Origin of the sequence: Marinicauda salina (assembly GCF_003122085.1) — a bacterium.
Lineage (GTDB): Bacteria > Pseudomonadota > Alphaproteobacteria > Caulobacterales > Maricaulaceae > Maricicauda_A > Maricicauda_A salina.
The window spans coordinates 224,918-249,256 of sequence record NZ_QEXV01000001.1 but is presented as its reverse complement, the minus strand read 5'-3'; the positions used below and the strand labels follow the sequence as shown (position 1 = coordinate 249,256).

At 69.3% G+C, this 24,339-nt stretch carries 29 protein-coding genes and 2 tRNA genes; 17 read left to right on the top strand and 14 right to left on the bottom strand.

Going from position 1 to position 24,339, the window contains the following annotated elements:
* Positions 1-57: 57 nt before the first annotated feature.
* Positions 58-600 carry a hypothetical protein gene (locus DDZ18_RS01050; protein WP_109251501.1) on the bottom strand — a complete coding sequence of 181 codons (543 nt, stop codon included), beginning with the start codon at positions 598-600 and terminating at the stop codon, positions 58-60.
* On the bottom strand, positions 578-1,183 hold the full coding sequence (locus DDZ18_RS01045) for a hypothetical protein (RefSeq protein WP_109251500.1): 606 nt from the start codon (positions 1,181-1,183) through the stop codon (positions 578-580). The genes DDZ18_RS01050 and DDZ18_RS01045 overlap by 23 nt, the downstream gene beginning before the upstream one ends.
* Positions 1,184-1,316: 133 nt before the next feature.
* Here DDZ18_RS01045 and DDZ18_RS01040 point away from each other — a divergent pair, with 133 nt between their 5' ends.
* From DDZ18_RS01040 to DDZ18_RS01010, 8 genes are all read left to right on the top strand, one after another.
* Complete coding sequence (locus tag DDZ18_RS01040; RefSeq protein WP_109251499.1) at positions 1,317-2,048, top strand: TerC family protein; 732 nt, start codon at positions 1,317-1,319, stop codon at positions 2,046-2,048.
* A gap of 196 nt (positions 2,049-2,244) precedes the next feature.
* Positions 2,245-2,805, top strand: coding sequence for a F0F1 ATP synthase subunit delta (locus DDZ18_RS01035; protein ID WP_109251498.1), 561 nt, complete (start codon positions 2,245-2,247; stop codon positions 2,803-2,805).
* 4 nt (positions 2,806-2,809) lie between these two features.
* Positions 2,810-4,342 carry a F0F1 ATP synthase subunit alpha gene (gene atpA, locus DDZ18_RS01030; protein ID WP_109251497.1) on the top strand — a complete coding sequence of 511 codons (1,533 nt, stop codon included), beginning with the start codon at positions 2,810-2,812 and terminating at the stop codon, positions 4,340-4,342.
* 19 nt (positions 4,343-4,361) lie between these two features.
* Positions 4,362-4,508: a hypothetical protein gene (locus tag DDZ18_RS13840; RefSeq protein ID WP_158272025.1), complete on the top strand. Its 147-nt coding sequence runs from the start codon at positions 4,362-4,364 to the stop codon at positions 4,506-4,508.
* 19 nt (positions 4,509-4,527) lie between these two features.
* The gene (locus DDZ18_RS01025) at positions 4,528-5,412 is read left to right on the top strand and encodes a F0F1 ATP synthase subunit gamma (protein WP_109251496.1); all 885 of its coding nucleotides are present in this window, start codon (positions 4,528-4,530) and stop codon (positions 5,410-5,412) included.
* A 63-nt stretch (positions 5,413-5,475) separates the two neighbouring features.
* The gene (gene atpD / locus DDZ18_RS01020) at positions 5,476-6,918 is read left to right on the top strand and encodes a F0F1 ATP synthase subunit beta (RefSeq protein ID WP_109251495.1); all 1,443 of its coding nucleotides are present in this window, start codon (positions 5,476-5,478) and stop codon (positions 6,916-6,918) included.
* A 145-nt stretch (positions 6,919-7,063) separates the two neighbouring features.
* A complete protein-coding gene (locus DDZ18_RS01015) occupies positions 7,064-7,468 on the top strand; it encodes a F0F1 ATP synthase subunit epsilon (RefSeq protein WP_109251494.1) in 405 nt (134 codons plus the stop codon).
* A 74-nt stretch (positions 7,469-7,542) separates the two neighbouring features.
* A complete protein-coding gene (locus DDZ18_RS01010) occupies positions 7,543-8,154 on the top strand; it encodes a hypothetical protein (protein WP_146190579.1) in 612 nt (203 codons plus the stop codon).
* A 59-nt stretch (positions 8,155-8,213) separates the two neighbouring features.
* On the opposite strand, the gene DDZ18_RS01005 is transcribed toward DDZ18_RS01010, so the two are convergent.
* Positions 8,214-8,486 (bottom strand): histidine kinase, encoded by a 273-nt coding sequence (locus DDZ18_RS01005; protein ID WP_109251492.1) that lies wholly within the window; start codon positions 8,484-8,486, stop codon positions 8,214-8,216.
* A 135-nt stretch (positions 8,487-8,621) separates the two neighbouring features.
* Between DDZ18_RS01005 and DDZ18_RS01000 the strand changes: the two genes are divergently transcribed.
* Entirely contained in the window at positions 8,622-8,903 is a 282-nt protein-coding gene (locus tag DDZ18_RS01000) for a 4a-hydroxytetrahydrobiopterin dehydratase (protein WP_109251491.1), read from the top strand.
* 13 nt (positions 8,904-8,916) lie between these two features.
* Here the strand turns inward: DDZ18_RS01000 and DDZ18_RS00995 are convergent, their stop codons facing one another.
* From DDZ18_RS00995 to DDZ18_RS00980, 4 genes are all read right to left on the bottom strand, one after another.
* On the bottom strand, positions 8,917-9,357 hold the full coding sequence (locus DDZ18_RS00995) for a hypothetical protein (protein WP_146190578.1): 441 nt from the start codon (positions 9,355-9,357) through the stop codon (positions 8,917-8,919).
* A gap of 58 nt (positions 9,358-9,415) precedes the next feature.
* Positions 9,416-10,144 carry a hypothetical protein gene (locus DDZ18_RS00990; protein ID WP_109251489.1) on the bottom strand — a complete coding sequence of 243 codons (729 nt, stop codon included), beginning with the start codon at positions 10,142-10,144 and terminating at the stop codon, positions 9,416-9,418.
* A 28-nt stretch (positions 10,145-10,172) separates the two neighbouring features.
* A complete protein-coding gene (locus DDZ18_RS00985; protein ID WP_233245658.1) occupies positions 10,173-11,663 on the bottom strand; it encodes a tetratricopeptide repeat protein in 1,491 nt (496 codons plus the stop codon).
* A 260-nt stretch (positions 11,664-11,923) separates the two neighbouring features.
* Positions 11,924-11,999: transfer RNA gene (locus DDZ18_RS00980), tRNA-Ala, on the bottom strand.
* A 128-nt stretch (positions 12,000-12,127) separates the two neighbouring features.
* Here DDZ18_RS00980 and DDZ18_RS00975 point away from each other — a divergent pair.
* From DDZ18_RS00975 to DDZ18_RS00950, 6 genes are all read left to right on the top strand, one after another.
* Positions 12,128-12,433, top strand: a complete 306-nt coding sequence (locus DDZ18_RS00975; protein WP_109251488.1) for a YggT family protein — start codon at positions 12,128-12,130, stop codon at positions 12,431-12,433.
* Positions 12,430-12,759, top strand: a complete 330-nt coding sequence (locus DDZ18_RS00970; protein ID WP_109251487.1) for a DUF167 domain-containing protein — start codon at positions 12,430-12,432, stop codon at positions 12,757-12,759. Before DDZ18_RS00975 ends, DDZ18_RS00970 begins: the two co-directional genes overlap by 4 nt.
* On the top strand, positions 12,756-13,688 hold the full coding sequence (gene folD / locus DDZ18_RS00965) for a bifunctional methylenetetrahydrofolate dehydrogenase/methenyltetrahydrofolate cyclohydrolase FolD (RefSeq protein WP_109251486.1): 933 nt from the start codon (positions 12,756-12,758) through the stop codon (positions 13,686-13,688). Before DDZ18_RS00970 ends, folD begins: the two co-directional genes overlap by 4 nt.
* Positions 13,689-13,753: 65 nt before the next feature.
* Positions 13,754-14,161, top strand: coding sequence for a response regulator (locus DDZ18_RS00960; protein ID WP_109251485.1), 408 nt, complete (start codon positions 13,754-13,756; stop codon positions 14,159-14,161).
* 49 nt (positions 14,162-14,210) lie between these two features.
* Positions 14,211-14,873 carry a 2-hydroxychromene-2-carboxylate isomerase gene (locus DDZ18_RS00955; protein WP_109251484.1) on the top strand — a complete coding sequence of 221 codons (663 nt, stop codon included), beginning with the start codon at positions 14,211-14,213 and terminating at the stop codon, positions 14,871-14,873.
* A complete protein-coding gene (locus DDZ18_RS00950; protein ID WP_109251483.1) occupies positions 14,870-15,286 on the top strand; it encodes a DUF1330 domain-containing protein in 417 nt (138 codons plus the stop codon). The genes DDZ18_RS00955 and DDZ18_RS00950 overlap by 4 nt, the downstream gene beginning before the upstream one ends.
* Here DDZ18_RS00950 and DDZ18_RS00945 read toward each other — a convergent pair.
* Entirely contained in the window at positions 15,283-17,388 is a 2,106-nt protein-coding gene (locus DDZ18_RS00945; protein WP_109251482.1) for a hybrid sensor histidine kinase/response regulator, read from the bottom strand. The genes DDZ18_RS00950 and DDZ18_RS00945 overlap by 4 nt on opposite strands.
* Before the next feature lie 145 nt (positions 17,389-17,533).
* Between DDZ18_RS00945 and DDZ18_RS00940 the strand changes: the two genes are divergently transcribed.
* The gene (locus tag DDZ18_RS00940) at positions 17,534-18,019 is read left to right on the top strand and encodes a DUF3592 domain-containing protein (RefSeq protein ID WP_109251481.1); all 486 of its coding nucleotides are present in this window, start codon (positions 17,534-17,536) and stop codon (positions 18,017-18,019) included.
* Between the two features lie 20 nt (positions 18,020-18,039).
* Here the strand turns inward: DDZ18_RS00940 and DDZ18_RS00935 are convergent, their stop codons facing one another.
* Positions 18,040-18,888 carry a hypothetical protein gene (locus DDZ18_RS00935; RefSeq protein ID WP_109251480.1) on the bottom strand — a complete coding sequence of 283 codons (849 nt, stop codon included), beginning with the start codon at positions 18,886-18,888 and terminating at the stop codon, positions 18,040-18,042.
* A 165-nt stretch (positions 18,889-19,053) separates the two neighbouring features.
* Between DDZ18_RS00935 and DDZ18_RS00930 the strand changes: the two genes are divergently transcribed.
* Positions 19,054-20,397 (top strand): vWA domain-containing protein, encoded by a 1,344-nt coding sequence (locus DDZ18_RS00930; protein WP_109251479.1) that lies wholly within the window; start codon positions 19,054-19,056, stop codon positions 20,395-20,397.
* A gap of 4 nt (positions 20,398-20,401) precedes the next feature.
* On the opposite strand, the gene DDZ18_RS00925 is transcribed toward DDZ18_RS00930, so the two are convergent.
* From DDZ18_RS00925 to DDZ18_RS00905, 5 genes are all read right to left on the bottom strand, one after another.
* Entirely contained in the window at positions 20,402-20,923 is a 522-nt protein-coding gene (locus tag DDZ18_RS00925) for a DUF6512 family protein (protein ID WP_109251478.1), read from the bottom strand.
* 57 nt (positions 20,924-20,980) lie between these two features.
* Positions 20,981-21,571, bottom strand: coding sequence for an outer membrane beta-barrel protein (locus DDZ18_RS00920; protein WP_109251477.1), 591 nt, complete (start codon positions 21,569-21,571; stop codon positions 20,981-20,983).
* Between the two features lie 171 nt (positions 21,572-21,742).
* The gene (locus DDZ18_RS00915) at positions 21,743-22,525 is read right to left on the bottom strand and encodes a hypothetical protein (protein ID WP_146190577.1); all 783 of its coding nucleotides are present in this window, start codon (positions 22,523-22,525) and stop codon (positions 21,743-21,745) included.
* A gap of 223 nt (positions 22,526-22,748) precedes the next feature.
* A complete protein-coding gene (locus DDZ18_RS00910; RefSeq protein ID WP_109251475.1) occupies positions 22,749-24,035 on the bottom strand; it encodes an MFS transporter in 1,287 nt (428 codons plus the stop codon).
* A 222-nt stretch (positions 24,036-24,257) separates the two neighbouring features.
* Positions 24,258-24,333, bottom strand: a tRNA-Thr gene (locus DDZ18_RS00905).
* Positions 24,334-24,339: the final 6 nt, after the last annotated feature.

Below are 24,339 nucleotides of genomic sequence, written 5' to 3'. Positions count from 1 at the left end.
GCGACCGCAACCGCGGGTTACCTCCATCGGCATCCTAAGCACCTTGCTGAGCCGCATTCATTCCTGTGAGGCGGCGGCCGCGAGCCTGAGCGCGATCGCGGCGTAGAGCCGGTCGCCGGGGCGGTCGCGGGACGGATGCTGATCCTCCAGTCCCCGCCAGGCGCGGATAGCGCTTTCCTCATCGCCGGCGTTCTCCGCATCGAGCAGGTCCTCGGCGAGATCGAGCGCCGCGCAGGGCTCGGAAAGCGCGGCCAAAAGCGCGTCGTCGTCGAGGTCGGGACGCAGCGCGCGGGCCTTGGAGACGCGGATCTGCGCCGGGCCGAGAGTGAGATCGGGGGCGTCGCCGGTCGTTCTCATGACCGCGCGCGCCCAGCCGAGCTCCAGGCCGCGGACCCAACCGGGTCGGGCGTCGCTCTCGACGGCGACGAGGGCGCGCGCGAGCGGATCGGGCGCGCCGGGGCAGGCGGCGAGGCTTTCCCATATCGGGCCGGCCAGGATCGCCTCGGCGCGGCGTTCGGCGATGCGGTCGATCCCTTGCGCGGGATCGGCCGCTTCGGCTTGCGCCAGGGCGAGGAGGCTAGCCGCCGCCGTTGGCCACATTGAGGATTCCGCTCGCCACGCCGCTCGCCGTCAGGTTCGCCGCCACCCCGGCGATCAGCACGCGCGGGTGCAGGAAGGACAGGAAGGAGCCGGCCGCGCGGACCCCGCCCGCCTCCTCCTCTGCGGAGGACGGGAAGAGCCGCCATACGCCGCTCGAGATCGCCGCGGCCCACCAGGCGATCAGCCCGTAGCTCGCCGTGTAGGCGAGGTACATGGCCAGGAAGAGCCATCGCATCTCGACATAGGGCGCCGACTGGAAGAAATCCCAGAAGAAGAAGACCGGCCACCACAGCACGGCCGTTCCCATCGCCGCGGCCAGCCCGGCGGTCATCGCGCCGTTGCGGCCCGAGATCAGTCCGACGGCGAAGCCCGCGATCGCCGGCACGGCGAGGCGCACCCCGATGGCGACGGCGAGATCGACCGGGCTGCCGGCGAGGTTTCCGCTGAAGACGTCCCAGAGAAAGACGAACTGGAAATAGTATTGCGGCGGCAGGTAGGCCGTCGCCTTGAGCAGCGCGACGGTGAGCGCGACGCCGGCCAGGAATTGCGGCCAGCGGACCGAGACCGTGAAGACGCCATTCATGTCGTATCCCCCCTCGACATGGCGAAGGCGTTAACCCTATCAGCCGCGTCGGCGCGCGCAAACGCGCCGCGGGTCTTGCGCCGTCCGCGCCATCGTCCATGATCCCGCGCCGACGCGGCAGCCGGAGACCCCCGTGATCGAGCTTCTCACCGACCCGGCCGTGTGGGCCTCCTTCGCCACGCTGGCCTTCCTCGAGATCGTCCTGGGCATCGACAACATCGTCTTCGTCGCGGTGATGGCCGACCGCCTGCCGGAAGAGCGCCGCGCGACGGCGCGCCGGCTCGGCCTGCTGCTGGCGCTGGTCTTCCGGGTGGTGATGCTGATCGGGCTGGTCTGGATCGCCCATCTCGAGCGGCCCGCCTTCTCCCTGTTCGACATGGACTTCAGCTGGCGCGATCTCGTCATGCTCGCCGGCGGCGGCTTCCTGCTCGCCAAGGCCACGATCGAGATCCACCACGCCGTCGAGGGTCACGCCGAGGAGAACGCGCACGGGGCGGTGGCGGCCGGATTCGCCGCGACCGTCTTCCAGATCGGGCTGATCGACATCGTGTTCTCGCTCGACAGCGTGATCACCGCGGTGGGCATGACCGACGAGATCGCGGTGATGATCGCCGCCGTCGGGCTCGCCATCGGCGTGATGATGCTCGCCGCCGACGTAGTCTCGGACTTCATCGAGCGCCATCCCACGACCAAGATGCTGGCGCTGTCCTTCCTGCTGCTGGTGGGCGTGGCGCTGGTCGCCGACGGACTGAGCTTCCACATCCCGCGCGGCTATCTCTACTTCGCCATCGCCTTCTCGCTGATGGTCGAGACGCTGAACATCCTGGCGCGCAACCACCGCCGCGCGTCCCGGGCGTCGCGCTGACGCCCCGCGGCATGCAACGTCGGAGCGGGGCGGGTTGCCGCCCCGATACCCCTGTGCTAGGTGAGCGCCGGACTGTGCGGGGCGACCGGTAAGGTCTGTGCGCCTGCGTGCAGAAAGTCACGGAATTTCAAGCGCTTGCTCCGCGGCTCACAGCGGACCCGCAGCGCACATCACGAGAAGAAAGCGGCCTGGAACGGTGACTGCCGGCGAAGACGTGATCACGGGCGAGGCGGGCGAGCGCTATGCGCGCGCCCTGTTCGAGCTGGCCCAGGAGGCCGAGAGCCTCGATTCGACGGAGCGCGACGTCGACGCGCTGGGCGAAGCGTTCGCGGAATCGGTCGATCTCCGCCGCGCGGTGAAGAGTCCGATCTTCGCGCGCGACGACAAGGCCGCCGCGCTCGATGCGGTCGCCAAGAAGCTCGGCCTGTCGGATGTCGTGCGCAATTTCGTCGCCGTCGCGGCGGCGAACGGCCGCGGCGCCGACCTGCCCGACATGGTCCGCGCCTTCAAGCGCATGACCGCGGCGGAACGCGGCGCGACCTCGGCCGACGTGGCCAGCGCCGACAAGCTGACCGCCGCCCAGCTCAAGGAGCTGCAGGCGGCGCTGAAGACCGCGCTGGGGCGCGATGTCGAGATCCGCACGGAAGTGCGGCCGGAATTAATCGGCGGGCTGGTCGTGAAGGTCGGCTCGCGCATGTTCGACTCATCCCTTCGAACCAAGCTCGAAGGCATGCGCAACGCGATGAAAGAGGCTTGAGGCCATGGACATCCGGGCGGCGGAAATCTCCGCGATCCTGAAAGAGCAGATCAAGAATTTCGGCGCCGAGGCCGAGGTCTCCGACGTCGGCCAGGTGCTGTCGGTCGGCGACGGCATCGCCCGCATCTACGGCCTGGACGAGGTCCGCGCCGGCGAGCTGGTCGAATTCCCCGGCGGCATCAAGGGCATGGCGCTCAACCTCGAGCGCGACAATGTCGGCGTCGTGATCTTCGGCGACGACCGGGGCATCAAGGAAGGCGATACCGTCAAGCGCCTCGGCTCCATCGTCGACGCCCCCGTCGGCAAGGGCCTGCTGGGCCGCGTCGTCAACGCGCTGGGCGAGCCGATCGACGGCAAGGGCCCGATCGAGGACGTCGCCGAGCGCCGCCGCGTCGACGTCAAGGCGCCGGGCATCCTGCCGCGGAAGTCCGTGCACGAGCCGATGGCCACGGGCATCAAGGCGATCGACGCGATGATCCCGGTCGGGCGCGGCCAGCGCGAGCTGGTCATCGGCGACCGCCAGACCGGCAAGACCGCGATCTGCATCGACACCATCCTGAACCAGAAGCAGGTCAACGAGACCGACGACGAGAGCCAGAAGCTCTACTGCGTCTATGTCGCCATCGGCCAGAAGCGGTCGACGGTGGCCCAGATCGTCAAGACGCTCGAGGAGAACGGCGCGATGGAATACTCCATCGTCGTCGCCGCGACCGCGTCCGATCCCGCGCCGATGCAGTTCCTGGCGCCGTTCACCGGCTGCGCCATGGGCGAGTATTTCCGCGACAACGGCATGCACGCCCTGATCGTCTATGACGACCTGTCCAAGCAGGCCGTCGCCTATCGCCAGATGTCGCTGCTGCTGCGCCGCCCGCCGGGCCGCGAAGCCTATCCCGGCGACGTCTTCTACCTGCACTCGCGCCTGCTCGAGCGCGCCGCCAAGCTCAATGACGAGCACGGCGCAGGCTCGCTGACGGCGCTGCCGATCATCGAGACCCAGGCCAACGACGTGTCGGCCTACATCCCGACCAACGTGATCTCGATCACCGACGGCCAGATCTTCCTCGAGACCGACCTGTTCTACCAGGGCATCCGCCCGGCGGTGAACGTCGGCATCTCGGTGTCGCGCGTGGGCTCCTCGGCGCAGACCAAGGCGATGAAGCAGGTCGCGGGCAAGATGAAGGGCGAACTCGCCCAGTACCGCGAGATGGCCGCCTTCGCCCAGTTCGGCTCCGATCTCGACGCCGCCACCCAGCGCCTGCTGTCGCGCGGCGAGCGCCTGACCGAGCTGCTCAAGCAGCCGCAGTTCTCGCCGCTGTCGATGGAGGAGCAGGTCTGCGTGATCTACGCGGGCACGCGGGGCTATCTCGACAATCTGCCGACGAAGGATGTCGGCCGGTTCGAGGCCGACTTCCTGCGCCATCTCCATGCCGAGAAGGGCGACCTGCTGGGCAAGATCCGCGACGAGAAGAAGCTTAGCGACGAGCTGGAGGCCGAACTGAAGTCGACCGTGGAAGCCTTCGCCAAGACGTTCGCGTAGGCGATCGGAAGGAATGTCGATGACGCGCGAGTTCACGAACTGGATGGACGGCCTCGATCGCCGCGAGCGCGCCGGGCTGGCGACGCTCGTCGCGATCGGCGCGGGCGTCCTCCTCTTCGTGACGGGCGTTCAGGTCGGCGAAGCCGCCGCCCGCATCCTCGGCTAGCGCGCAGACGGGATCAGTCATGGCCAGCCTCAAAGAGCTGAAAAACCGGATCAACTCGGTCAAGTCGACCCAGAAGATCACGAAGGCGATGCAGATGGTCGCCGCGGCCAAGCTGCGCAAGGCGCAGGACGCCGCCGAGGCCGCGCGTCCCTACGCCGAGAAGATGGCCGCTGTGATGGCCAATCTCTCCAACGCGATCACGGGTCCCGAGGCGCCGCGCCTGCTGGTCGGGACCGGATCGGACGACGTCCACCTGCTGGTCGTCGCCACCGCCGATCGCGGCCTGTGCGGCGGCTTCAACACGAATATCGTCCGGCGCGCCCGCGAGCGCATCTCCGCGCTCATCACTGAAGGCAAGACCGTCAAGATCCTGTGCATCGGCAAGAAGGGCTACGACCAGCTCAAGCGCCTGCACAGCGACAAGATCATCGAGACGATCGAGCTCAAGGAGGTGAAGTCCCTCGACAGCTCGGTCGCCGGGCGCATCGGCGAGAAGATCCGCACCCTGTTCGACGCCGGCGAGTTCGACGTCTGCCAGGTGATCAGCTCCGAGTTCGTCTCGGTGATCTCGCAGAAGCCGCGCACGCAGACGCTGATCCCGGCGAAGGAGGCGATCGACGAGAGCGTCGAGCGCCCCGATCTCAAGGGCGCGGTCTATGATTACGAGCCCGACGAGGAAAGCATCCTCTCGGTGCTTCTGCCGCGCTATGTCGACACCGTGATCCTGTCTGCGCTGCTGGAGAACTCCGCCGGCGAGATGGGCGCGCGCATGGCCGCGATGGACAACGCCACGCGCAATGCGGGCGAACTGATCGACGACCTGAATCTGGAATACAACCGCAGCCGCCAGGCCAAGATCACGAAGGAGCTGATCGAGATCATCTCCGGCGCCGAGGCGGTTTAGGCGGACTGAAGCAACGACCACAGGCGGCGCGGGCCGCCGCTGAGTTGGAAAGAGGCTGAGACGATGAGCAGCAATCTCAAGGGCCGCATCGTGCAGGTGACGGGCGCCGTGGTGGACGTGGAGTTCGAGGACGGCCTGCCGTCGATCCAGAACGCGATCGAAACCATGAACGGCGATCAGAAGCTGGTGCTCGAAGTCGCCCAGCATCTCGGCGAGAACGTCGTGCGCACGATCGCCATGGACGCCACCGAGGGCCTGCAGCGCGGCGCGGAAGTCACCGACACCGGCTCGCCGATCACGGTGCCGGTCGGCCCGGGCACGCTGGGGCGCATCCTCAACGTCACCGGCGAGGCGATCGACGAGGCCGGCGACGTGCCGCACGAGACCCGCGCGCCGATCCACCGCCCGGCGCCGGAATTCGACGAGCAGTCGACGGAAGCCGAGATCCTCGAGACCGGCATCAAGGTCATCGACCTGCTCTGCCCCTACGCCAAGGGCGGCAAGATCGGCCTGTTCGGCGGCGCGGGCGTCGGCAAGACGGTGCTCATCCAGGAGCTGATCAACAACATCGCCAAGCTGTTCGGCGGCTACTCGGTGTTCGCCGGCGTCGGCGAGCGCACGCGCGAGGGCAACGATCTCTACTGGGAGATGATCGAGTCCGGCGTGAACGTCGACCCCAAGGAGAATAACGGCTCGGCGGAGGGCTCGCGCTGCTCGCTGGTCTTCGGCCAGATGAACGAGCCGCCGGGCGCCCGCGCCCGCGTCGCGCTGTCGGGCCTCGCCCAGGCGGAGTATTTCCGCGACGAGGAAGGCAAGGACGTCCTGTTTTTCGTCGACAACATCTTCCGCTTCACCCAGGCCGGCGCCGAGGTCTCGGCGCTTCTCGGCCGCATTCCCTCCGCGGTGGGCTATCAGCCGACGCTGGCCACCGACATGGGCACGCTGCAGGAGCGGATCACCTCGACCAAGAAGGGCTCGATCACCTCGGTGCAGGCCGTCTACGTGCCCGCCGACGACCTGACCGACCCGGCCCCGGCGACGACCTTCTCCCACCTCGACGCGACAACGGTGCTCAACCGCGCGATCTCGGAGAAGGGCATCTATCCGGCCGTGGACCCGCTCGACTCCACCTCGCGGATCCTCGAGCCGCGCATCGTCGGCGACGAGCACTACCAGACCGCCCGCCGCGTCCAGGAGATCCTGCAGCGCTACAAGGCGCTCCAGGACATCATCGCGATCCTGGGCATGGACGAGCTGTCGGAAGAGGACAAGCTGACGGTGGCGCGCGCCCGCAAGATCGAGCGCTTCCTGTCGCAGCCCTTCGACGTCGCCGAGGTGTTCACCGGCTTCCCGGGCATCCAGGTGCCGGTCGCCGACACGGTGAAGGGCTTCAAGGCGATCTGCGATGGCGAGTACGACCACCTGCCCGAGCCGGCCTTCTACATGGTCGGCACGATCGAGGATGCGGTGAAGAAGGCCGAGCAGCTGGCCGCCGAAGCCGCGTAGGAATTGGAGAGGCCCTCATCCTGAGGGCCCGATCCCCGTCCTTCGAGACGGCCGCTTCGCGGCCTCCTCAGGATGAGGGGATCGGGCGTCTCGAAGGGCGAGGGCCTCGGCGCCCCGGCGTGAACGGGGCCAGGAGCACGAAGGCATGGCCGAGAAGCTTCAGTTCGATCTCGTCTCGCCCGAGGAGCGCGTCTTCTCCGGCGCCGTCGACATGGTCGTGGTGCCCGGCGGCGACGGCGATTTCGGCGTGCTGCCCGATCACGCCCCGCTGATGAGCACGATCCGGTCGGGCGCGATCGCGGTGCATGACGGCGGCGAGGTGACGAAGACCTTCATCCACGGCGGATTCGCCGAGGTCACCCCGGCCGGTCTGACGATCCTCGCCGAGGAGGCGATGAAGCTGGCCGACGTCGATCGCGACCAGGTCGCCCAGGATCTCAAGAACGCCCGCGAGGACGTCGCCGACGCCGAGGACGAGCACGAGCGTCGCCTCGCCGAGGAGCGCGTCGGGAAGTTCGAGGCGCTCACCGCCGCGCTGGCGGACGGCTGAAGCAATTCCTGATTGATCAGGGGGTCGCCCCGCGCGAGTATTCGCGCGGGGTTTTTCTTTGATCGGGGGCGCTCATGTTTCGAACCGCATTTATCGCTGCGATGGGTCTTGCTGTCGCAGCCTGCTCCATATCTGGTGGGCGGTACGGCCTGCCGGCGAGCACGCATGACAGTTTCGCAGCCGCGCCAGCGCACGCCGAGCGAGTTCTCCGCGATGTCTGCCTTCCGGCCGTGGTGGAAGGGGCGCAGTTCAAGTCCGCAGTGGACGCGGTCGGCGCGGTTGCTCAGGAGAACCCATTCAATCAGCGGATCATCTACTTTCCCGCGACCAGCTACGCGACACCCGCGATCCCCAGAGTGCACGTATGGATTACTGAGAGCCAGGGGCAGCGCATTTGCACCATCGCCGCCATGGACGGTTCGTTGAATGACGTTCTGAGCGGATGGGAAGATGCTCTTCGCGCAGCTGGGCCAGCCCACCCGGTTCTGGACAACGCGGAGTCAACGACGTTGCCGCCGCTTGAAGCGTTGGAAGACGCCCAAGCGCGCCGCTACGATCTTGGCGGCGGTTATACCGCGATCGTCTCCAGCGACGCCGAACGGGCGCGCGTGGTTTCGGACACGCCCGGCGGTGTTCTGCTGTCGCCGGCGACCGGCGTTCTGCTGACGATTACAGGCCCAATCTGACCATCAGTTTCCAGGCCGCAGACGGCGTTTTCCCGCTGCCCGGGCCGCCGAGTGACCGCCTACGCCGCCCCGATCCGCGGCGCGCCGCCCTTGTCGGCCTCGGACGGACCGAAGGCGCGGTCGAGCAGGTTGGTGGAATCCTGGGCCAGCTCGATGGCGGCGGTCATGTGCTCGAGGATCTTCATGTTGTTGGCCATGACATGAAGCGCCTCGGGCCGATGATCGCCGGCGATCTTGGTGCAGCGCTTGAGGACATCCTCGCGCAGCTCGAGCAGGATGTCCTCGAGCTTGCGGCCCTCGGGATTGGTCTCCGACTTCAGAAAGCGGGTCATCGCCGCCTCCTTTCTTCACTTGATCGCGCATCATGCCCGCCCGGGGTCATTTTTCCGTAAACGCGCCCCGGCGGGCTTGAACATGCGCGCGCGGGCTCCAGACTCGCGGGCGAGCGACAGACAGGAGACGCGCACATGGCCGAGAAGATCGGCGCCGAGGCGGTGATCGGCGAACTCGACGGATGGACCAAGGTCCCCGGCGACCGCGACGCCATCGCCAAGACGTTCAAGTTCAAGGATTTCAATGAGGCGTGGGGCTTCATGAGCCGGGTCGCGGTGAAGGCCGACAAAATGGACCACCACCCCGAGTGGTCGAACGTCTACAACACCGTCGAGGTCGTGCTGACGACCCACGACGCCGGCGGCGTCACCGGGCGCGACCGCGACATGGCCGCCTTCATGGACTCGATCGCCTGAGGCCTGTCCGGGCCTATTCGTTGTCGTAGATGATGATCATGCCGAGCAGCACCGTCGCGCCGGTCTCGCCGAGCGTCGAATCCGTGGCGCGCTGGAGCATCGCCGAGATCTGCTCGGCGTCCGGCACGTCGCCGTACTGGTAGGCCAGCCCGGTATAGCTGAGGATCGCGGCGGTGTAGGCGTCGCGCAGGCGGGGCATGCGCGCCTCGATGCGCCGCCGCAGGGCCGGGCTGTCCGCGTTGAGGCCCACCTCGATGTGCAGCAGGCCCTTGAGCGCGAAGTCCGCCTGGACCGCCGCGACGATCGGGTCGAGGGGAACATAGTCCTCCGAGCCGGTGATCACCCGGCCGCGGCCGGGTTCGCTTTCGGCGGGCGACGCCGCCGGCGCCGCGGCCGCGCTCGGGGCGGCGGCCAGCGCGATCGCGCAGGCGGCGAGCGTCACGGCGAGGAGCATGCGCGGGCGCAAGATCATGCCCGCAGGCTAGCGCCCCGCGGTTAAGGGAGGGTTCGCCTCAGTCGCGGCGCCAGGGCGGCCGCGGCGGATAGTCGCCGCGTTCCACGCAGGCGCTGGTGGTGAACACGTCGCCGAGCACGCCGTCGCATTCGGTGTAGCGCCCGTCGCCGCCGTGATGACCGCCCGGCTGGTGGTGCGGGGGGCGACCGGGTCGGCCATGATGACCGGGGCGACGCGGCGCGACGTCGGCGAGCCGGCATTCGGGGCAGCTCTCGGCCATCGCCAGCCGGATGTCGGCGAGGCGCTCCGAGAGATCGTAGAAATCCGCGCGCGCCTCGGTCCACTGCAGGCGCGATTCCGAGCAGCGCTGCTCCTCGTAGCCGCGCTGGTGCATGCACACCGCGTAGGCCTGGCACGAGGAGTGCGCAAAGCGGTAGGCGGCGTCGAGATCGGTCTCGAAAGCCCGCACCAGCTCGACGGTCTCGGTCTGGCGTCCGTAGGGGCGCGGCGCGACGAAATCGTGCTCCTGCACGTTGGTCTCGCCGGTCTCGCTCTGGTCGGGACCGATGAGGGGGTCGATCGCCCAGTCCGTGTCGCGGATCTCCGAGCGCCACTCATTGCGCGCCTGGGTGAGCGAGTCGATCGAGCAGATCCGCTCGGCGGCCTCCACCGAGAACGAGTCCGAGGAGGGCACGATCCCCGGTCTGAGATTGTGCTCGTGGATGTCGCCGCCGCCCGTCGAGCAGCCGGCGAGCATGATGGAGACGACAAGCGCGGCGCGTTTCATGATCGAACCTCCGGCGAGGCGTTGAAGGTCAGTCCTGCGGGGGATAGGGCGGGGCATCGACGCCTCCTCCTTCGGGATCGAGACAGGACGGCGATGCGGCGTCTATCCGCGAGAAATCGAACCAGGTGCGCCATTCGAGATAGTAGTCGCCGCCGCGTTCGTGGGCGGCTTCCTCCAGGCGGTTCTCGATGGCGACCCACCGGCTGTCTGCGTTGCGATGGTTCTGGAATTCCGGATGCCGCCGCCAGCGTTGCGCGACGGGATGGCCGAGCCGGGCGGCGTCGCGCAGATAGGCGTCGGCGCGCTCGGGGTTCTCGATGATCCCGCACATGCGGTAGCTGCCCAGGACGGCGCCCGTGCCGTAGATGAGCGCGAGATTGAAATAGGCGTCGGCGTCGTCGCGCCGGGCCGCGGTCTCGAACCACTCCAGCGACAGGTCGGTGTTCTGCGCCACGCCCAGGCCGGTGGCGTACATGATGCCGAGCGCGTTCTGCATGTGCGGATCGCGGGCGGTCTGGGCGGCGTGGCAGATCAGAAGCGTGACCTGGCGCGGCGACAGCGAGCCGGTCTCGTCATAGCCGAGTTCGCGCTGGAAGCCGCGCGCGGCGGACCGCGTCGCCGGGCCGTAGGCGCCGTCGACATTGTCGGCGTAGTAGCCGAGGGCGGCGAGCGCCTGCTGGCGCAGCTCGAGGCTGATGACGTCCCCGACCGCGCCCGGAGCGCGCCGGGAGATCCGCGACAGGCTCGTCTGCGACGACTCGCACTGAACCATGTGCGCCTGCAGGCGACGCTGCGCCATCAGGGCGGACTGCGCGCCGAACGGGCGGCCCCACTGGATCGAGTGGTTCCAGAAGGCCATCGCGTCGCGAAGCGCATAGGCCCGATCGGGATAGTATTCGGCGGTGAGCCCCGAAGCGCCGCGCTCCTGCGTCGCCTCGAGCTGGTAGGGCGGGAAGACGCGGTCGAGATCGACCGTCGACAGCATCGCATCGCCGCGCAGCAACCAGTAGCGCGCGCCGTCATTGTAGAGCCGCGCGGCGGCCTCGCGGGTCATGCACTGCGTGCGGTAGAGCCGACGCTCGATGCAGATCTCCTCCGGCTCGATCTGGCGGACCCGGAACGGCCAGGGCTGCGCCGGGAACGGGTTGGCGTCGGGCTGCGGGAGGGTATGGGAGGGGTCGTCGGACGTACAGTCTCCGTTCGTGTCCTGGCTCGAGCCGGGAGGACACAGCCCGCAGCGTTCGGCGATGTTTTCGATATCGGTCAGGGTCTGCTCGCCGAAGCGCGAGCGCAGGCGCTCCGCATCGCGATAGAAACCGCGATCGGCCATGTCGGCGTAGGCGTACATGTCCGTCGGGGCGAGCTGCCGGCTCACGCGATCGGCGAAGCACCGGCAATCCTCGGATTCGTAGAGATCTTCCTCGTCGTACAGGCAGGCCTCGTAGACCCGGTCGACGACCCCGCCGTCGCCGAAATCGCACCCGGCCAGGCCGATCGCGGCCAGAAGCGCGACGAGCACCGCGGCCGTCCGCGGCGCGCGGACGCCCCTCGAAGCAGGCTCTGGTTCTCCGGCTTGTCGTCCCACCGCTTCGAGCGGAACCATAGCTTCCCCCCTCTCCTGGAAGAATGGTTAACGCAAATTACCCGTCTCGGGTTCATCGTAAAAGCGAATTCCGGACAAGAAATATGCGAAATCGGTGAGCAACCCGATTCCGGCTTAGAGTTCAATCATCTTTGCGGGGGAGGTCGGCGCGCTGAATGCGCCGGAATCCGCGGGAATGGTGGAGCCGAGGGGAATCGAACCCCTGACCTCGTCATTGCGAACGACGCGCTCTCCCAACTGAGCTACGGCCCCGCTCCCGAGGAAGGCGTGAGGTACGGCCGCGCCGGGCCGCTGTCAAGCGGGCGCCGGCGCCGCGCCTTGCGCGGGCGTGCGGAACGCGGCTAGAGACGTCGGACCGCTCGCGATCCCGGGGAGAGCCCATGTCCTTCGGTCAGGCGCTCATCGTCTATTTCATCGACCCCCTGCTCGGCCTCCTGATCCTGCTGATCTTCGTCGGCGTGATCATGAGCTGGCTGGTGGCGTTCAACGTGCTCAATCCGCACAATCAGCTGGTGCGCGCGATCTGGCGCTTCACCAACGCCGTCACCGAGCCGCTGCTCAGACCGATCCGCCAGGTGATCCCGCCGCTGGGCGGAATGGATTTCTCGCCGCTCATCCTTCTCCTGGTGGTGTTCTTCGTGCGCGACTGGCTCGTGCGCGACCAGCTGTTCCGCCTGCTGGGGTGAGCGCGCCGGTCCTCGAGGAGACGAAGTCGGGCTTTCGCCTGCGGGTGAAGGCCCAGCCGCGCGCGGCGGCCGACCGGATCGAGGGCGTCGTCGCCGGCGCCGACGGCGGGGCCAGGCTCAAGGTCCGCGTGCGCGCCGCCCCCGAGAAGGGCGCGGCCAACGCCGCGATCGCGAAGCTTCTGGCCAAGGCGCTCGGCGTGCCGAAGACCGCCGTCACGCTGCATGCCGGGGGCGCGTCGCGCGACAAGGTCTTCGCCGTCGCCGCGCCGGCCGGCCATCCCGCCCTTGACGCCGCGCGAGGGCTGGTTCAGGGGAGCGCGCCATGACCGACTTCATCAAACCTGTCGAGGGCCGGGCCGCCGTCATCGACGGCAAGGCCGCCGCCGCCACGATCGACGCCGCCGCGAAGGCGGGCGCCGGCGAGCTCGCCGCCGCGCTCGGCCGCCCGCCCTGTCTCGCTGTCGTGCTGGTCGGCGAGGATCCCGCCAGCCAGGTCTATGTCCGCAACAAGATAAAGCGCACCGAGGCGGCCGGCATGCGCTCGATCGAGCATCTCGAGCCCGCCGACATCTCCGAGGCCGACCTCGTCGCTCTGGTGAATGCGCTCAACGCCGATGACGGCGTGGACGGGATTCTCGTCCAGATGCCGCTGCCCGATCACATCGATTCGCGGCGCGTCATCGACGCCATCGATCCGGCCAAGGACGTCGACGGGCTCACCGCCGAAAGCGCCGGCCGGCTCATGCTCGGCGCGCCCGGGCTGAGGCCGTGCACGCCGTCGGGCTGCGTGTGGCTGGCGCGCAAGGCGCTGGGCGATCTCTCCGGCCGCTCCGTCGTGGTGATCGGACGCTCGATCCTGGTCGGCAAGCCCGCCGCGATGCTGTTCCTGGAGCAGAACTGCACGGTGACGATGGCGCACTCGCGCACCCGGGACCTTCCGGCGCTGTGCGCGGGAGCCGACATCGTGCTCGCCGCCGTCGGCCGGCCGGAAATGGTCCGCGGAGACTGGATCAAGCCGGGCGCGCTGGTGCTAGATGTCGGGATCAACCGGATCGACGCCCCCGAGAAGGGGGAGGGCAAGACCCGCCTCATCGGCGACGTCGCCTACGACGAGGCCGCCGAACGCGCCGCCTTCATCACGCCGGTGCCCGGCGGCGTGGGGCCCATGACGATCGCCATGCTGCTGGCCAACGCGGTGCGCGCGGCGGCGCTGCGCGCGGGTCTCGACGAACCCGCCGCGCTCGCCGCGCTCTGAGCCGTCTTAACGCTTCCATAACGCGTCGCGCCTACCCGTTGAGTGCGTTCAAGAGGGAGGCCGCGATGGGCGATTCGATCCGGGTCCTGCACATCGAGGATGATTTCGCCGACGCCATGCTGCTCCAGCACGCGCTGTTCGACGCCGGAGGCCTCGACGTGAAGCTCGAGGTGGCGCGCACGCTGGTGGATGCGCGCTACATGCTGGCGCGTCGCAAGTACGACCTCGTCGTGGCCGATCTTCGCCTTCCCGACTCCACCGATCCGGTCGAGACCATCGCGATGATCGAGCGCCACGCCAGCGCCACCCCGATCCTCGTGCTGACCGGCTCCGCGCTGGTCGACGCGGACCGCATCGCTCCGCACGTCACGCTACTGGACAAGAACGACTTCTTCCACGGCCGCGACGAGGAGAAGAGCCGCGCCCTGCTCGACCATGTCCGCGACGCCGCCGAGGACACGCTCCATCTCTGACCGGGACGAGGTTTGCCTGCGCCGGCGAGACGCATGATAGTCCCGCGGCATGACCCTCGCCGTCGATCTCTTCTGGTCCTTCCGCAGCCCGTACAGCTATCTCGCCACGCCGCGCATCCGCGCGCTGGAGCGCGCGTGGGACCTCTCGGTCAATGTCAGGCCGGTTCGTCCGCTCGCCCTGCGCGAGGATGACTTCTTCGAGAGCCGGGGCCGGCGCTGGGTCGAATACCTCCTGATCGACGTCGCCCGGCTGGGCGAGTTTCTCGGCGTTCCGATCGCGCCGCCCGATCCCGATCCGGTCGCCATCGATCCCGACACCGGCGCGCCGGCGGCCGACCAGTCGCGGGTCATGCGCTTGACGCGCCTGGGCGTCGCGGCGGCGGAGGCGGGGCGCGGGCTGGCCTTTCTCGACGCCGCCTCGCGGCTGATCTGGTCGGGCGAGCGCTGGACCGAGCCGGGACGGCTGGCCGCCGCCCTTAAGCCGGAAGGAATCGATCTCGCCGCGCTCGAGGCCGTCGTCGATTCCGAAGCCGAGCGCGTCGAGGCGGTGATCGCCGACAACGAGGCCGCGCTCGCCGCGGCCGGCCACTGGGGCGTGCCGACGCTCGTCTTCGACGGCGAGCCCTTCTTCGGTCAGGATCGCATCGAGCTGTGCCTGTGGCGGATGAAGCAGGCCGGCCTGAAGCCGCGCAACGAGGAGCCCCGCGCATGAGCCATATCGATCCCGATCGCGCCGCCTTCGAGGCGTTCAAGGCGCTGCCGCGCGACGAGCCCGTCGAGATGCTGAACCTGATCCGCCTGCGCGAGCGGGCGGCCTACCCCGACGGACGCGAGGCCACGGGACTCGAGGCGTACAAGGCCTATGGCGAGCAGTCCGGCCCCATCTTCCGGCGCGTCGGCGGACGGATCGTCTGGCGCGGCCGGCCGAGGCTGGTGCTCATCGGGCCTTCGGACGAGGCGTGGGACCTCGCCTTCGTGGCGGCCTATCCCAGCGCCGCGGCCTTTCTCGAGATGGTCGCCGACCCGACCTACCAGTCCGACGCCGTCCCCCATCGACAGGCCGCGGTGGCCGACAGCCGGCTCATTCGCCACGCGCCGCTGGAGGCGAGCGACCGCTTCGCCTAAACGGCGCTCCGGCGGGCCTTGTCGGACGGCTGGGCTTCGCGGCCGAGCAGGCGGGCGCATTCCTCGGCCAGCGCTTCACGATCGACGGGCTTGGAGACGTAACCGTCCATGCCGAGATCGAGATAATGCGCCCGGTCGGTCTCCGAGGCGTCCGCGGTCAGGGCGATGACCGGCGTATCCGCCCACGGCTGCGCGATGTCGCGCAGATCGTGCAGCGTCTCGACCCCGTTCATGCCGGGCATGTGGACATCGAGCAGCACCAGGTCGAACGCATCCGCCTCGAACAGCACCAGCGCTTCGCGACCGCCCTCGGCCTCGGTGATGCGCGCGCCCATGGGCTCGAGGAAGCAGCGCGCGACGGCGCGATTCATCTCGTTGTCGTCGACCAGCAGGATCCGGGCGCCGTCGATCTCCGAAGGCGACGGCCCGGCCTCCTCCGCCGACACGACCGGCGCGGGCGGGTCGGTCTCCGCAAGCGGGGCGGGCGTCTCGGCGGCGACCTCCGCCTGCAGGGTGATGGTGAAGCGGGAGCCCTCGCCGGGCCGGCTGTCGAGAGAGATGTCGCCGCCCATGCGCTGCATGATCTCCCGCGAGATCGCCAGGCCGAGGCCGGCGCCGGATTGACGCCGGCGTTCGGAGGAGTCGACCTGGCCGAAAGCCTGGAACAGGCGGGCCTGGTCGGCTTCCGGGATGCCGACTCCGGTGTCGGCGACCTCGATCGTGATGATGTCGCGCCTGGCGCCGCATGACGTCGCCCGGACCGAGACCGACACCGCGCCCTCGTCGGTGAACTTGACCGCGTTGGACAGGAGGTTCGACAGGCATTGTCGCAGGCGCAGCGGATCGGTGCGCACCGGCCGCAGGCCTTCGCCTGCCTCCAGCGCGAGCGTGAGGCCCTTCGCCTCGGCGACCGGCCGGAACAGCGCACACGCCGTCGCCGCCAGCTCGGCGACGTCGGTGGGCTCCGGCGTGATCTCGAGACGGCCCGCCTCGATCTTCGACATGTCGAGCACGTCGTTGAGCAGCGCGAGAAGCTGCCGGCCGGACTCGAGAATGGTGTCCACCTTCGCGCGCTGTTCCGGCGCGAGCGTCTCCGCCTGGAGCGCCTGGGCCATGCCGATGACGCCGTTGAGCGGCGTGCGGATCTCGTGGCTGGTGTTGGCGAGAAAGGTGGATTTGGCGGCGCTGGCGTTTTCGGCGCTTTCAAGCGCCTCGCGCACCTGGGCGGTCAGCCGGCCGGCGTCGTCGGCGAGGAAGGCGACGCCGATGAGCTGGGCGACGGAGGTGACCAGCGAGACCTCGTCAGGAGTCCACTCGCGCAACGCGCCCACCGCCTCGCAGCACACCACGCCGCGCACGCCGGGCCCGGACCGGATCGGCGCGTCGAGCAGGGAGTGGATGTCGTTGGGCGCGAAATAGGTTTCGGTGAATCGCCGGGTCACTGGATCGCGGCGCGCGTCGGAGGCGACGACGGTGCTGGCCGAAAGGATCGCGTCGAAATATTCCGGCACGTCCCCCCGCAGAAGCCGCGTCCCGGCGCTGCGCTTGTTGGTGCGCGCTTCATAGAGATCCACGCACTCCAGGACCTCCTTGTCGGAGCTGAACAGCCAGACGCTGACCCGCCCGGCGTCGAGCGCCCGGCTCAGGCGCTTCGCGGCGTTGGCGATCAGCGTCTCGCAGTCCCATTCCTCGGCGAAATAGGCCTTGCCCAGTTCGTCGAGCGCGGCGTTGAAGGCGCGGTTACGCGCCAGCGCGGCCTGCAGGCGGCGCTCCGCGGCGGCGCGACGGTCGATTTCCCGGTCGAGCCCGCGCAGCAGCGGAATCCAGCGCAGCACCCCGGCCAGCACGACCAGCATGCTCAGAGCGTATCCCCCGAAGGAGATCGACTCGACGAGCTGGGCGCTGAGCCCGACGGCCTCGGTTGTTCGGGGGAAGAGCGCCTCGGTGGAGTCGAAGCCGGCGAACAACGCGACGCTGAAGACGCCGATCGCTATCAGTCGGCCGCCGGCCCGGGTGCGCGGCGAGGAGGCGGCCAGAAACCAGATCGCCGCTGCCGTGGCGAAACAGGTGACGGAGACGACGATGTCGCCGAACGCGTGCATGAGAGGCTCTCCTGCTCGTGTTCAGGATCGGACGGCTGGGTAAATTATCTGTTCATGATGGGGTCGCGCCCCGCGCGAACGCTCGGGACATTTTGCCTCGAATGCGCGATACTGGGGGCTTGTAACGCGACTGCGAGGCGCGGCCATGAAGGCTTGGAGCGCGTTTCTCCAGCAGGCGGCGGATACGGCGTCGGCGCCGTTTCACACCCTGCTCGCGACGGTCGGAGTCGAGCGGACCGACGTCCAGCTCGCCGCCCTGGTCCTCGCCCTGGCTTTCGGCGGCGCGCTCGCAGTCGGGGAAGCCCGCGCCAGCGGGTTCGCCCGGCGCCGCGCGACCGCTGACGGCGAGGTCGCGGTCATCTTTCACAACGCCGACGGTTCGGCGACGCCGCGAATCCGGTTTCGCGACGCCGCCGGCGTCGAGCGCGCGTTCGATTCCGATCTGCCCATGGACGCGGAGACGGTGCATGTCGGCGCGCACGTGCCGGTGAGCTATGATCCGGCGAACCTCGACGATGCGCGGGAGGCTGCGACGGGACCCGGCCTGGTCCGGCCGGTCGCGCGCTATCTCGGCGTGGCGCTGGTCTGCGGGCTGCTCTGGTACGCGCTCACGCCCGCGCCGGGATTCTGAGCGCGGCGAGCGCGTCGCCTTCAATCCTGAGGGTCCTCTTCGGGCTGAACCGGACGCAGGTCCGGAGCGGGCAGATCCCTCGCCACCGGCGCCTCGATCTGCATGAGCGGGTCGCGCGTTTCCAGATCCGCTTGCGCCTCGTCCGGCCGCACGGAGACATGAATCTCCACACAGCCGATATTGCGTGACTCATCGGCCTCGGCGATCACCGCCTCGGGGTCGACCGCGGCGCAGATGCGGTAGGTTCCCGGCGGTTCGGCGGGGACGCGATAGCTCACGCGCAGCCGCAGCGACCGGCCGGGCTCGAGCACGCCGAGCATCGTCTCGGTCGCGATGATTCCCTCCTCGGCGGCCGCGCCTTCGCGCAGAAGCCCGGCGGCGAGGCGCTCGCCGATGTCCGGCCGGTCCAGGCCCTCGCCGATGATCGAGCCGAAATCGGTGCGCGGCGTCTGTCGCTGGGCCGGCTCGGCGTCGTCCGGGTCCGTATCCAGGAAATTTCCCACGCCTTCGCCCGGCCGCGCGACGAACAGGTCGTTGAGGTCCTGGCCCGGCTTCAGGACCGCCCACTGCACCATCGGGACCGGATCGCCGCTTTCGTCGCGCTGGTCGAGATCGGCCGGGGCGTCGCCGAGATTGCGCAGCTCCGCCTCGAAGCGGAGCGTCTCTCCGGGGGCCGCCGTTTCAGGCCCGCGCACGCCGATCGCCAGGTCGGGCCGTGTCTCGAGGGCGAGCCGACCCTGGAGCACCTGCGGGCCGGGAAGCGTCCGTTGCAGCTCGCCCGCCTCGGGAGCCTGCGCGTCCGCCGCCGCGGTGAACGCGGCTGTGAGGACTGCGGCCGTGATTGCGCAGGGTCGCGAGGCTCCGGTCATCGCCGTCTCCCTTCATGCGCGGCGCCGCGCGCCGAGCCCCTGCATATCATATCCGGGCGTCCGGCGCCCGGTTGAGGCCGCGGCGATGATCCGACACCGTGCGCCCCGGGGGGCGCGGGATTCGCTGCAGCGCCCAGCCGAGTCTCGCAGACCACGGAGCGATCCATGATCCATTCAGCCTCTCCTTTTCTCGCCGCGGCCCTCGCCGTCGGGGCGTTCGCCGCCGCGCCGGCTCCGGCGCTCGCCCAGGACGAGTCCGAACCGGCGGGCGGCCCGCAGTCCATGCTGATCCTCGACGGGTCGGGCAGCATGTGGGGACAGATCGACGGAACGGCGAAGATCGAAATCGCCCGCGACGCGATCGATCAGATGCTCGCCGACTGGCCGGCGGACCGGCATCTCGGCCTGATGGCCTACGGCCATCGCACCGAGGGGGACTGCACCGATATCGAGGTCATCGCCGAGCCCGGTCCGCTCGACCGCGCGGCGTTCAACGCGATGACTGCGGAGATCACGCCGCAGGGCAAGACGCCGATCGGCGCGGCCGTCGAGCGCGCCGCCGAGGTTCTCGGCTCCGAGGACCGTCCCGCCACGATCATTCTCGTGACCGACGGTCGCGAGACCTGCCAGGCCGATCTCTGCGAACTCGGCGCGACGCTCGAGGAGAGCGGCACGGGCTTCACCGCTCACGTCATCGGCTTCGACGTCGAGGACGAAACCGGCCAGCTCGCCTGCCTCGCCGAGGAGACCGGCGGACGATTCATGCCGGCTTCCGACGCCGAGAGCCTCGGCAGCGCGCTCGAGACCGCCCGCGAGGAGGCGCCCGCCCCGCTCGAGCCTGCGGCCGTCGACGAATTCGAACGCGACGAACTCGGGGCCGACTGGGAGATCCTCAATCCCGAGCCGACCGGCTATCTGCTGGACGGCGGCGAATTGCTGGCCATGACGGTGAGGCCCGGCGATATCGGCGCGGAGGACGCCGCCAACGTTTTGCGTTGGACCGGCGCGGAGATTCCCGACGGCGACCATGCGATCACGGCGACGTTCACCGCCGAGATGGGCGTGGTCAAAACGCTCGGCGGTCGCGAGGCCGTCATCCAGGTCGGCCGCTATCAGGACAGCGAGAACTACCTCGTCGCCGAGATCACCCGTCAGGGCAATTCCAATGACGACATGTGGTTCGGCCTGCGCGGAATGGTCGGCGGCAACCCGACGGAGGAATGGATCGAGATCGCCGGCGACACCCGCGGCTACGATCTGGCGCAGATCCTCACCGATTTCGAGGAGCAGGGCGCGCGGCTGAGCCTGGTCAAGCGCGGGCGGGAATACCACGCGCGGCTGGAGACGCTCGGCTGGACCATCCAGGAGGGCGGCCCGGCGGAGTTCGAGACCGAGCCGGTCACCGTGCTGCGGGCCGGGGGCGCGCCGGCGCTGTTCGTCGGCACCCGCGGGTCGGAGCAGACGCTCGCCCTGTTCGACCGCATCGAGATCTCCGAGGCGGACGAATAGCCCGCTACGGGTCGGCGTGCGTCGGCTCTTCGAAGAGCGGCAGGTCGGGCGGAAAGAAGCTCAGCGTCGAGAAGGCGAGCGTGAGGCCCGCCAGCAGCGCGAGCGCGGCGGCGGGTGCGCCGCGCGGCGGCCGCCGCCCCAGCCGGATCGCGACGAACGCCGCCTGGCCCAGCGCGATCGCGAGCACGAAGAGGAGGAGATCGAGCACGAGCCGGTGCTCGCCGAGCATCGCCGTGTAGGCGTAATAGCCGACCGCGATCGCGGCCGGCGCGACCACGAGCTGGGCGGTCCGGCCGAGCCAGACGGCCCGCCACGCCGCGCGATCGGGCGCGGCGAGCGCGAGCGCCCAGGCGAGGCCGGGCCAGAAGGCCAGCTTGAGATGCTCCCAGACGCTTTCACTGGTCGCCGAGAACACGGCGACCCAGGCCTGCTCGCCCGAAAGCGCGTAGGTGAAGTGCAGCAGGCTGCCCGCCGCGATGATGAAGATCGCGCCGAGCGTTTCGCGCAGGATCAGGGATCGAACCATGGACGCCTCGCCTTCGACCGCGGGCGGCCGCGCGCGCCAGGCGCCGAGCGGACGGGCCTAGAAGCGGCGGATGTATTTCACGCCCACCGAGTAGGCGGCGATGTCGTCGCCGTCGTAATAGGTGATGTCGAAGCGCGCGCCGTTCCATTGATGGAACAGGAATTCTCCGCCGACGCCCACGGTGAGGCCGGAGTCGCTCGCATCGTCGGACAGCGACGTGACCCCGTTATCGAACGTGAATTCCGCCTCGGCGGTGTAGGCGCCGACGCGCGCGAACAGGGCGTTCGCCGGGTTCCAGTGCACCGGCAGGCGCCCCACGACATAGCCGGCGACCAGGTAGTTGAGGTCCGCCGTCCCGGTTGTTCCCGACACGGTCTGCTGGTCGCCGTCGAGGCCGGCGGCGAACTCGGCCTCGAACCCCAGATAGGGCGGCAGGGTGTAGCCCGCGACGCCGCTGATCGTGTCGAAGGAGTAGTCGACGTCCAGGCCGAGCGAATCGAAGCTGTCGTCGTCGACATTCGCCCAGCTGTAGCCGAGCCCGACATAGGCCCGGCCGTTCGGCCGGGCGTCCTGCGCCGCGGCGGCCGCGCCCAGCAGCGTCACCATGCTCGCCGTCGAGATGACGAGCGCCTTGGAAGCGAGACCCATCTGAACCCTCCAGCCATTGGCGAGTCGCCGTGAACCGCCGATGCTCGCCAAAATCCCGGAGGGTGACAAGGACAATCGGCGCGCGATGCGACGGCGGCTCCGGGCGTCGCCGCGCCGGGCGCTCCCGGTCCCGGAGGCGCGTGCGAGAGACTCCGTCGAAACAGCGCCCCGTCAGCGCCACCCGTCCGGCAGGTCGCCGACGCGCTCCATGCGGTCGTAATTCATGTAGCGCGAGCTGATGCTCATCGCCTCGGCGTTCCCATCCGCGTCCGTCATGAACGTCACGCGCACGGGCTGAAGGCCGTTGGTCCATTGCTGCTCGAACTCGGTGTCCGAGAGCGATTTCATGAACCAGTTGGCCGCGTCGCCCCACATGGCGCCCACCATCAGGTAGCCGTCGGGGATGGGACGATCCGGATTGCCGTTGTCGGCCGGCGCGACGAACAGGCGCCGGTTCGGATCGTCGGGCAGCTGGTAGAGACCGTAGAAGCGGTCCAGGTCCGCGCGCGGTTCGCCGAGGGCGTAGTCCTCCGGCGGCGCTTCCTCGGCCGGTTCCGACGCCTCGGCGGTTTCCGGCGCGGTGTCCGGCTCGGCGGCCTCCGCGCCCGCCTCCTCCAGAAGGCCGTCCAGCAGCGGAGCCGCCATGGCGCCCTGGCCCTGGGCGCACATCTGGGCGGCCTTATCCCGCATGTTCTCGACGACAGCGGCTTCGGCCTCATTAATGTCGAGTCCGTCGGCGATGAGGGCGTCCAGGCGGTCGAGCTTCGCCTGGCAGTCCTCGCCGTCGGACTGTGCGTTCAGCGCGGAGGCGGCCATCGAGGCGGCGGCCGCGGCTTCCATCGCCCGGGATTCGGTCGTCCCGGCCTCTGATTCCGGATCGGTCCCGGCGCTGGCGTCGGCCTCCTCGCCGCTGCAGGCGATGACCGAAAAGGACAGGGCGAGGGCTGCGAGCATTCGCCGCGATCGCTGCGCGGTTCCGCCGGCGCGTGTGGTCTTGAAAGTCATACGGACACCTCCTCGACTTGGCGGCGGCTGAGCGCGCGGCCGCTGCAGGAGGCGTCGCGGACGCGGGATTCGCGAGGCTTGTGAAACATGATCGCGCGCCTCCCCGCGCGTATCGTGCAGGGGATGGCGCGGCGCGTCCAGAATTCGCTGGCCGGGCGACCGCGATGTCGGCTCACTGGTCTCGGGCGGACGGATCCGCGTCGGCGTCCTCATCGGTCTCCGCCTCGGCTTGCTCGGCCGCCCAGGCGCCGGCCGCCTCCACCGCGACCGTCGAGCTGGACGGCAGGACCCCGATATAGCTTTCGGTCTCCTCCGCCGGGAGCCGGGGGCGCTGGGTCATCCGGTAGAACGCGTAGCCGGCCATGCCCGCGAAGATCCCGCCGAGCGCCAGCCAGAATGCGAACGGACCCAGCCCCTGCATCGCCCAGCCGGTGACGAGCGGACCGGCGATGGCGCCGAGGCCGAAGGTGAAGACGAGGCCGCCCGATGCGGCGGGCATGTCCTCGACCGGCAGGAAGTCGTTCGTGTAGGCGAGGAACAGGGCGTAGAGGGGCGTCGTCACGCCGCCGACGAAGAAGGCCGCGGCCATCATCGGCTGCAGATCGTCGCCGGCGATCCAGCCCACCATGCAGAACGTCGCGCCGAACACGGCCGCCCCGAGGATCAGCTTGCGCCGGTCGAACCGGTCCGAGATCCACCCGATCGGGTATTGCAGCGCCAGCGCCCCGGCGAACATCACCGCGACGAACAGGGCGATCTGTGTCGCCGACAATCCGATCTGGGCGCCGAACACCGCGCCCATGCCCGCCTGCGTCGCGTAGGCGCCGCCGAGCAGGAAGATGCCCACGACCCCGAGCGGCGAACTTGAAAAAAGCTGGCTGAGCGGCATCGGCCGCGTGACTTCGACGGTCGGCGCCGCGCCGACGGTGAGCAGGATGGGCGCGAACGAGACCGACACCAGGATCGAGGCCACGATGAACAGCGAGGCGGTCGCCGCGTCGCCCAGCGTCAGCAGGCCCTGCGCGCCGATGATCCCCAGCGTCTGGGCGATCATGTAGGCCGACAACACCGTGCCGCGCGTCTCGTTGGTGGACGTGTCGTTGAGCCAGCTCTCCGCGGCGACGTAGATGCCGGACATGCAGAAGCCCAGGAGCAGGCGCAGCCCCGTCCAGGCCCAGGGCTCGGCCAGAAGCGTGAAGGCGATCAGCCCGGCGGACATGAAGCTGCCGAGCGCGGCGAACACCCGGATGTGCCCGACGCGCCGGATCAGCGACGGGGTCAGGCGCGCGCCCGACAGGAAGCCGACGAAATAGCCGGATGTGACGACGGCCAGCTCGGCGGCCGAGAATCCCTCGATGCCGCCGCGCAGCCCCATGAGCGTGAAGTGCATGCCGTTGCCCAGCATGATCAGCAACACGCCGAGCAGCAGCGGCCAGACCCCGAGCAGGACTTTCATCATCGGCGGCTCCCGACGTCGGATTTGGCTGAAGCGGACGGTCTCGGCGGCGCGCCGGCGCCAGTCGCACGGGCGCGGTTGGACGGGGTGACGACGCGCCGCCCCGCGGTGAGGGTGGCGCGCCTCGACCGCCGGCGCAATCGGCGAACGGGCGCGACGCTCTGACGGGCGGTCGACCCGAAGCCGGCGCGGGCGGATCCGCGAGCTGTCGTGAATTCTGAAAAATGGTGCCGCCTGCGTGACTCGAACACGCGACCTACGCATTACGAATGCGTTGCTCTACCAGCTGAGCTAAGGCGGCTCCGGC

Bases quoted from the DNA above. Each gene is read 5' to 3' on its own strand.
- DDZ18_RS01015 (WP_109251494.1), top strand. From the start codon at position 7,064: ATGGCCGAGAAGCTTCAGTTCGATCTCGTCTCGCCCGAGGAGCGCGTC.
- DDZ18_RS00930 (WP_109251479.1), top strand. From the start codon at position 19,054: ATGATCCATTCAGCCTCTCCTTTTCTCGCCGCGGCCCTCGCCGTCGGG.
- DDZ18_RS00920 (WP_109251477.1), bottom strand. From the start codon at position 21,571: ATGGGTCTCGCTTCCAAGGCGCTCGTCATCTCGACGGCGAGCATGGTG.
- DDZ18_RS00975 (WP_109251488.1), top strand. From the start codon at position 12,128: ATGTCCTTCGGTCAGGCGCTCATCGTCTATTTCATCGACCCCCTGCTC.
- DDZ18_RS00955 (WP_109251484.1), top strand. From the start codon at position 14,211: ATGACCCTCGCCGTCGATCTCTTCTGGTCCTTCCGCAGCCCGTACAGC.
- atpD (WP_109251495.1), top strand. From the start codon at position 5,476: ATGAGCAGCAATCTCAAGGGCCGCATCGTGCAGGTGACGGGCGCCGTG.
- DDZ18_RS00940 (WP_109251481.1), top strand. From the start codon at position 17,534: ATGAAGGCTTGGAGCGCGTTTCTCCAGCAGGCGGCGGATACGGCGTCG.
- folD (WP_109251486.1), top strand. From the start codon at position 12,756: ATGACCGACTTCATCAAACCTGTCGAGGGCCGGGCCGCCGTCATCGAC.
- DDZ18_RS01005 (WP_109251492.1), bottom strand. From the start codon at position 8,486: ATGACCCGCTTTCTGAAGTCGGAGACCAATCCCGAGGGCCGCAAGCTC.
- DDZ18_RS00925 (WP_109251478.1), bottom strand. From the start codon at position 20,923: ATGGTTCGATCCCTGATCCTGCGCGAAACGCTCGGCGCGATCTTCATC.
- DDZ18_RS01025 (WP_109251496.1), top strand. From the start codon at position 4,528: ATGGCCAGCCTCAAAGAGCTGAAAAACCGGATCAACTCGGTCAAGTCG.
- DDZ18_RS00945 (WP_109251482.1), bottom strand. From the start codon at position 17,388: ATGCACGCGTTCGGCGACATCGTCGTCTCCGTCACCTGTTTCGCCACG.
- DDZ18_RS01045 (WP_109251500.1), bottom strand. From the start codon at position 1,183: ATGAATGGCGTCTTCACGGTCTCGGTCCGCTGGCCGCAATTCCTGGCC.
- DDZ18_RS01010 (WP_146190579.1), top strand. From the start codon at position 7,543: ATGTTTCGAACCGCATTTATCGCTGCGATGGGTCTTGCTGTCGCAGCC.
- DDZ18_RS01000 (WP_109251491.1), top strand. From the start codon at position 8,622: ATGGCCGAGAAGATCGGCGCCGAGGCGGTGATCGGCGAACTCGACGGA.
- DDZ18_RS01050 (WP_109251501.1), bottom strand. From the start codon at position 600: ATGTGGCCAACGGCGGCGGCTAGCCTCCTCGCCCTGGCGCAAGCCGAA.
- DDZ18_RS00950 (WP_109251483.1), top strand. From the start codon at position 14,870: ATGAGCCATATCGATCCCGATCGCGCCGCCTTCGAGGCGTTCAAGGCG.
- DDZ18_RS13840 (WP_158272025.1), top strand. From the start codon at position 4,362: ATGACGCGCGAGTTCACGAACTGGATGGACGGCCTCGATCGCCGCGAG.
- DDZ18_RS00935 (WP_109251480.1), bottom strand. From the start codon at position 18,888: ATGACCGGAGCCTCGCGACCCTGCGCAATCACGGCCGCAGTCCTCACA.
- DDZ18_RS00960 (WP_109251485.1), top strand. From the start codon at position 13,754: ATGGGCGATTCGATCCGGGTCCTGCACATCGAGGATGATTTCGCCGAC.
- DDZ18_RS00910 (WP_109251475.1), bottom strand. From the start codon at position 24,035: ATGATGAAAGTCCTGCTCGGGGTCTGGCCGCTGCTGCTCGGCGTGTTG.
- DDZ18_RS00990 (WP_109251489.1), bottom strand. From the start codon at position 10,144: ATGAAACGCGCCGCGCTTGTCGTCTCCATCATGCTCGCCGGCTGCTCG.
- DDZ18_RS00995 (WP_146190578.1), bottom strand. From the start codon at position 9,357: ATGCTCCTCGCCGTGACGCTCGCCGCCTGCGCGATCGCGCTGGCCGCC.
- DDZ18_RS00915 (WP_146190577.1), bottom strand. From the start codon at position 22,525: ATGCTCGCAGCCCTCGCCCTGTCCTTTTCGGTCATCGCCTGCAGCGGC.
- atpA (WP_109251497.1), top strand. From the start codon at position 2,810: ATGGACATCCGGGCGGCGGAAATCTCCGCGATCCTGAAAGAGCAGATC.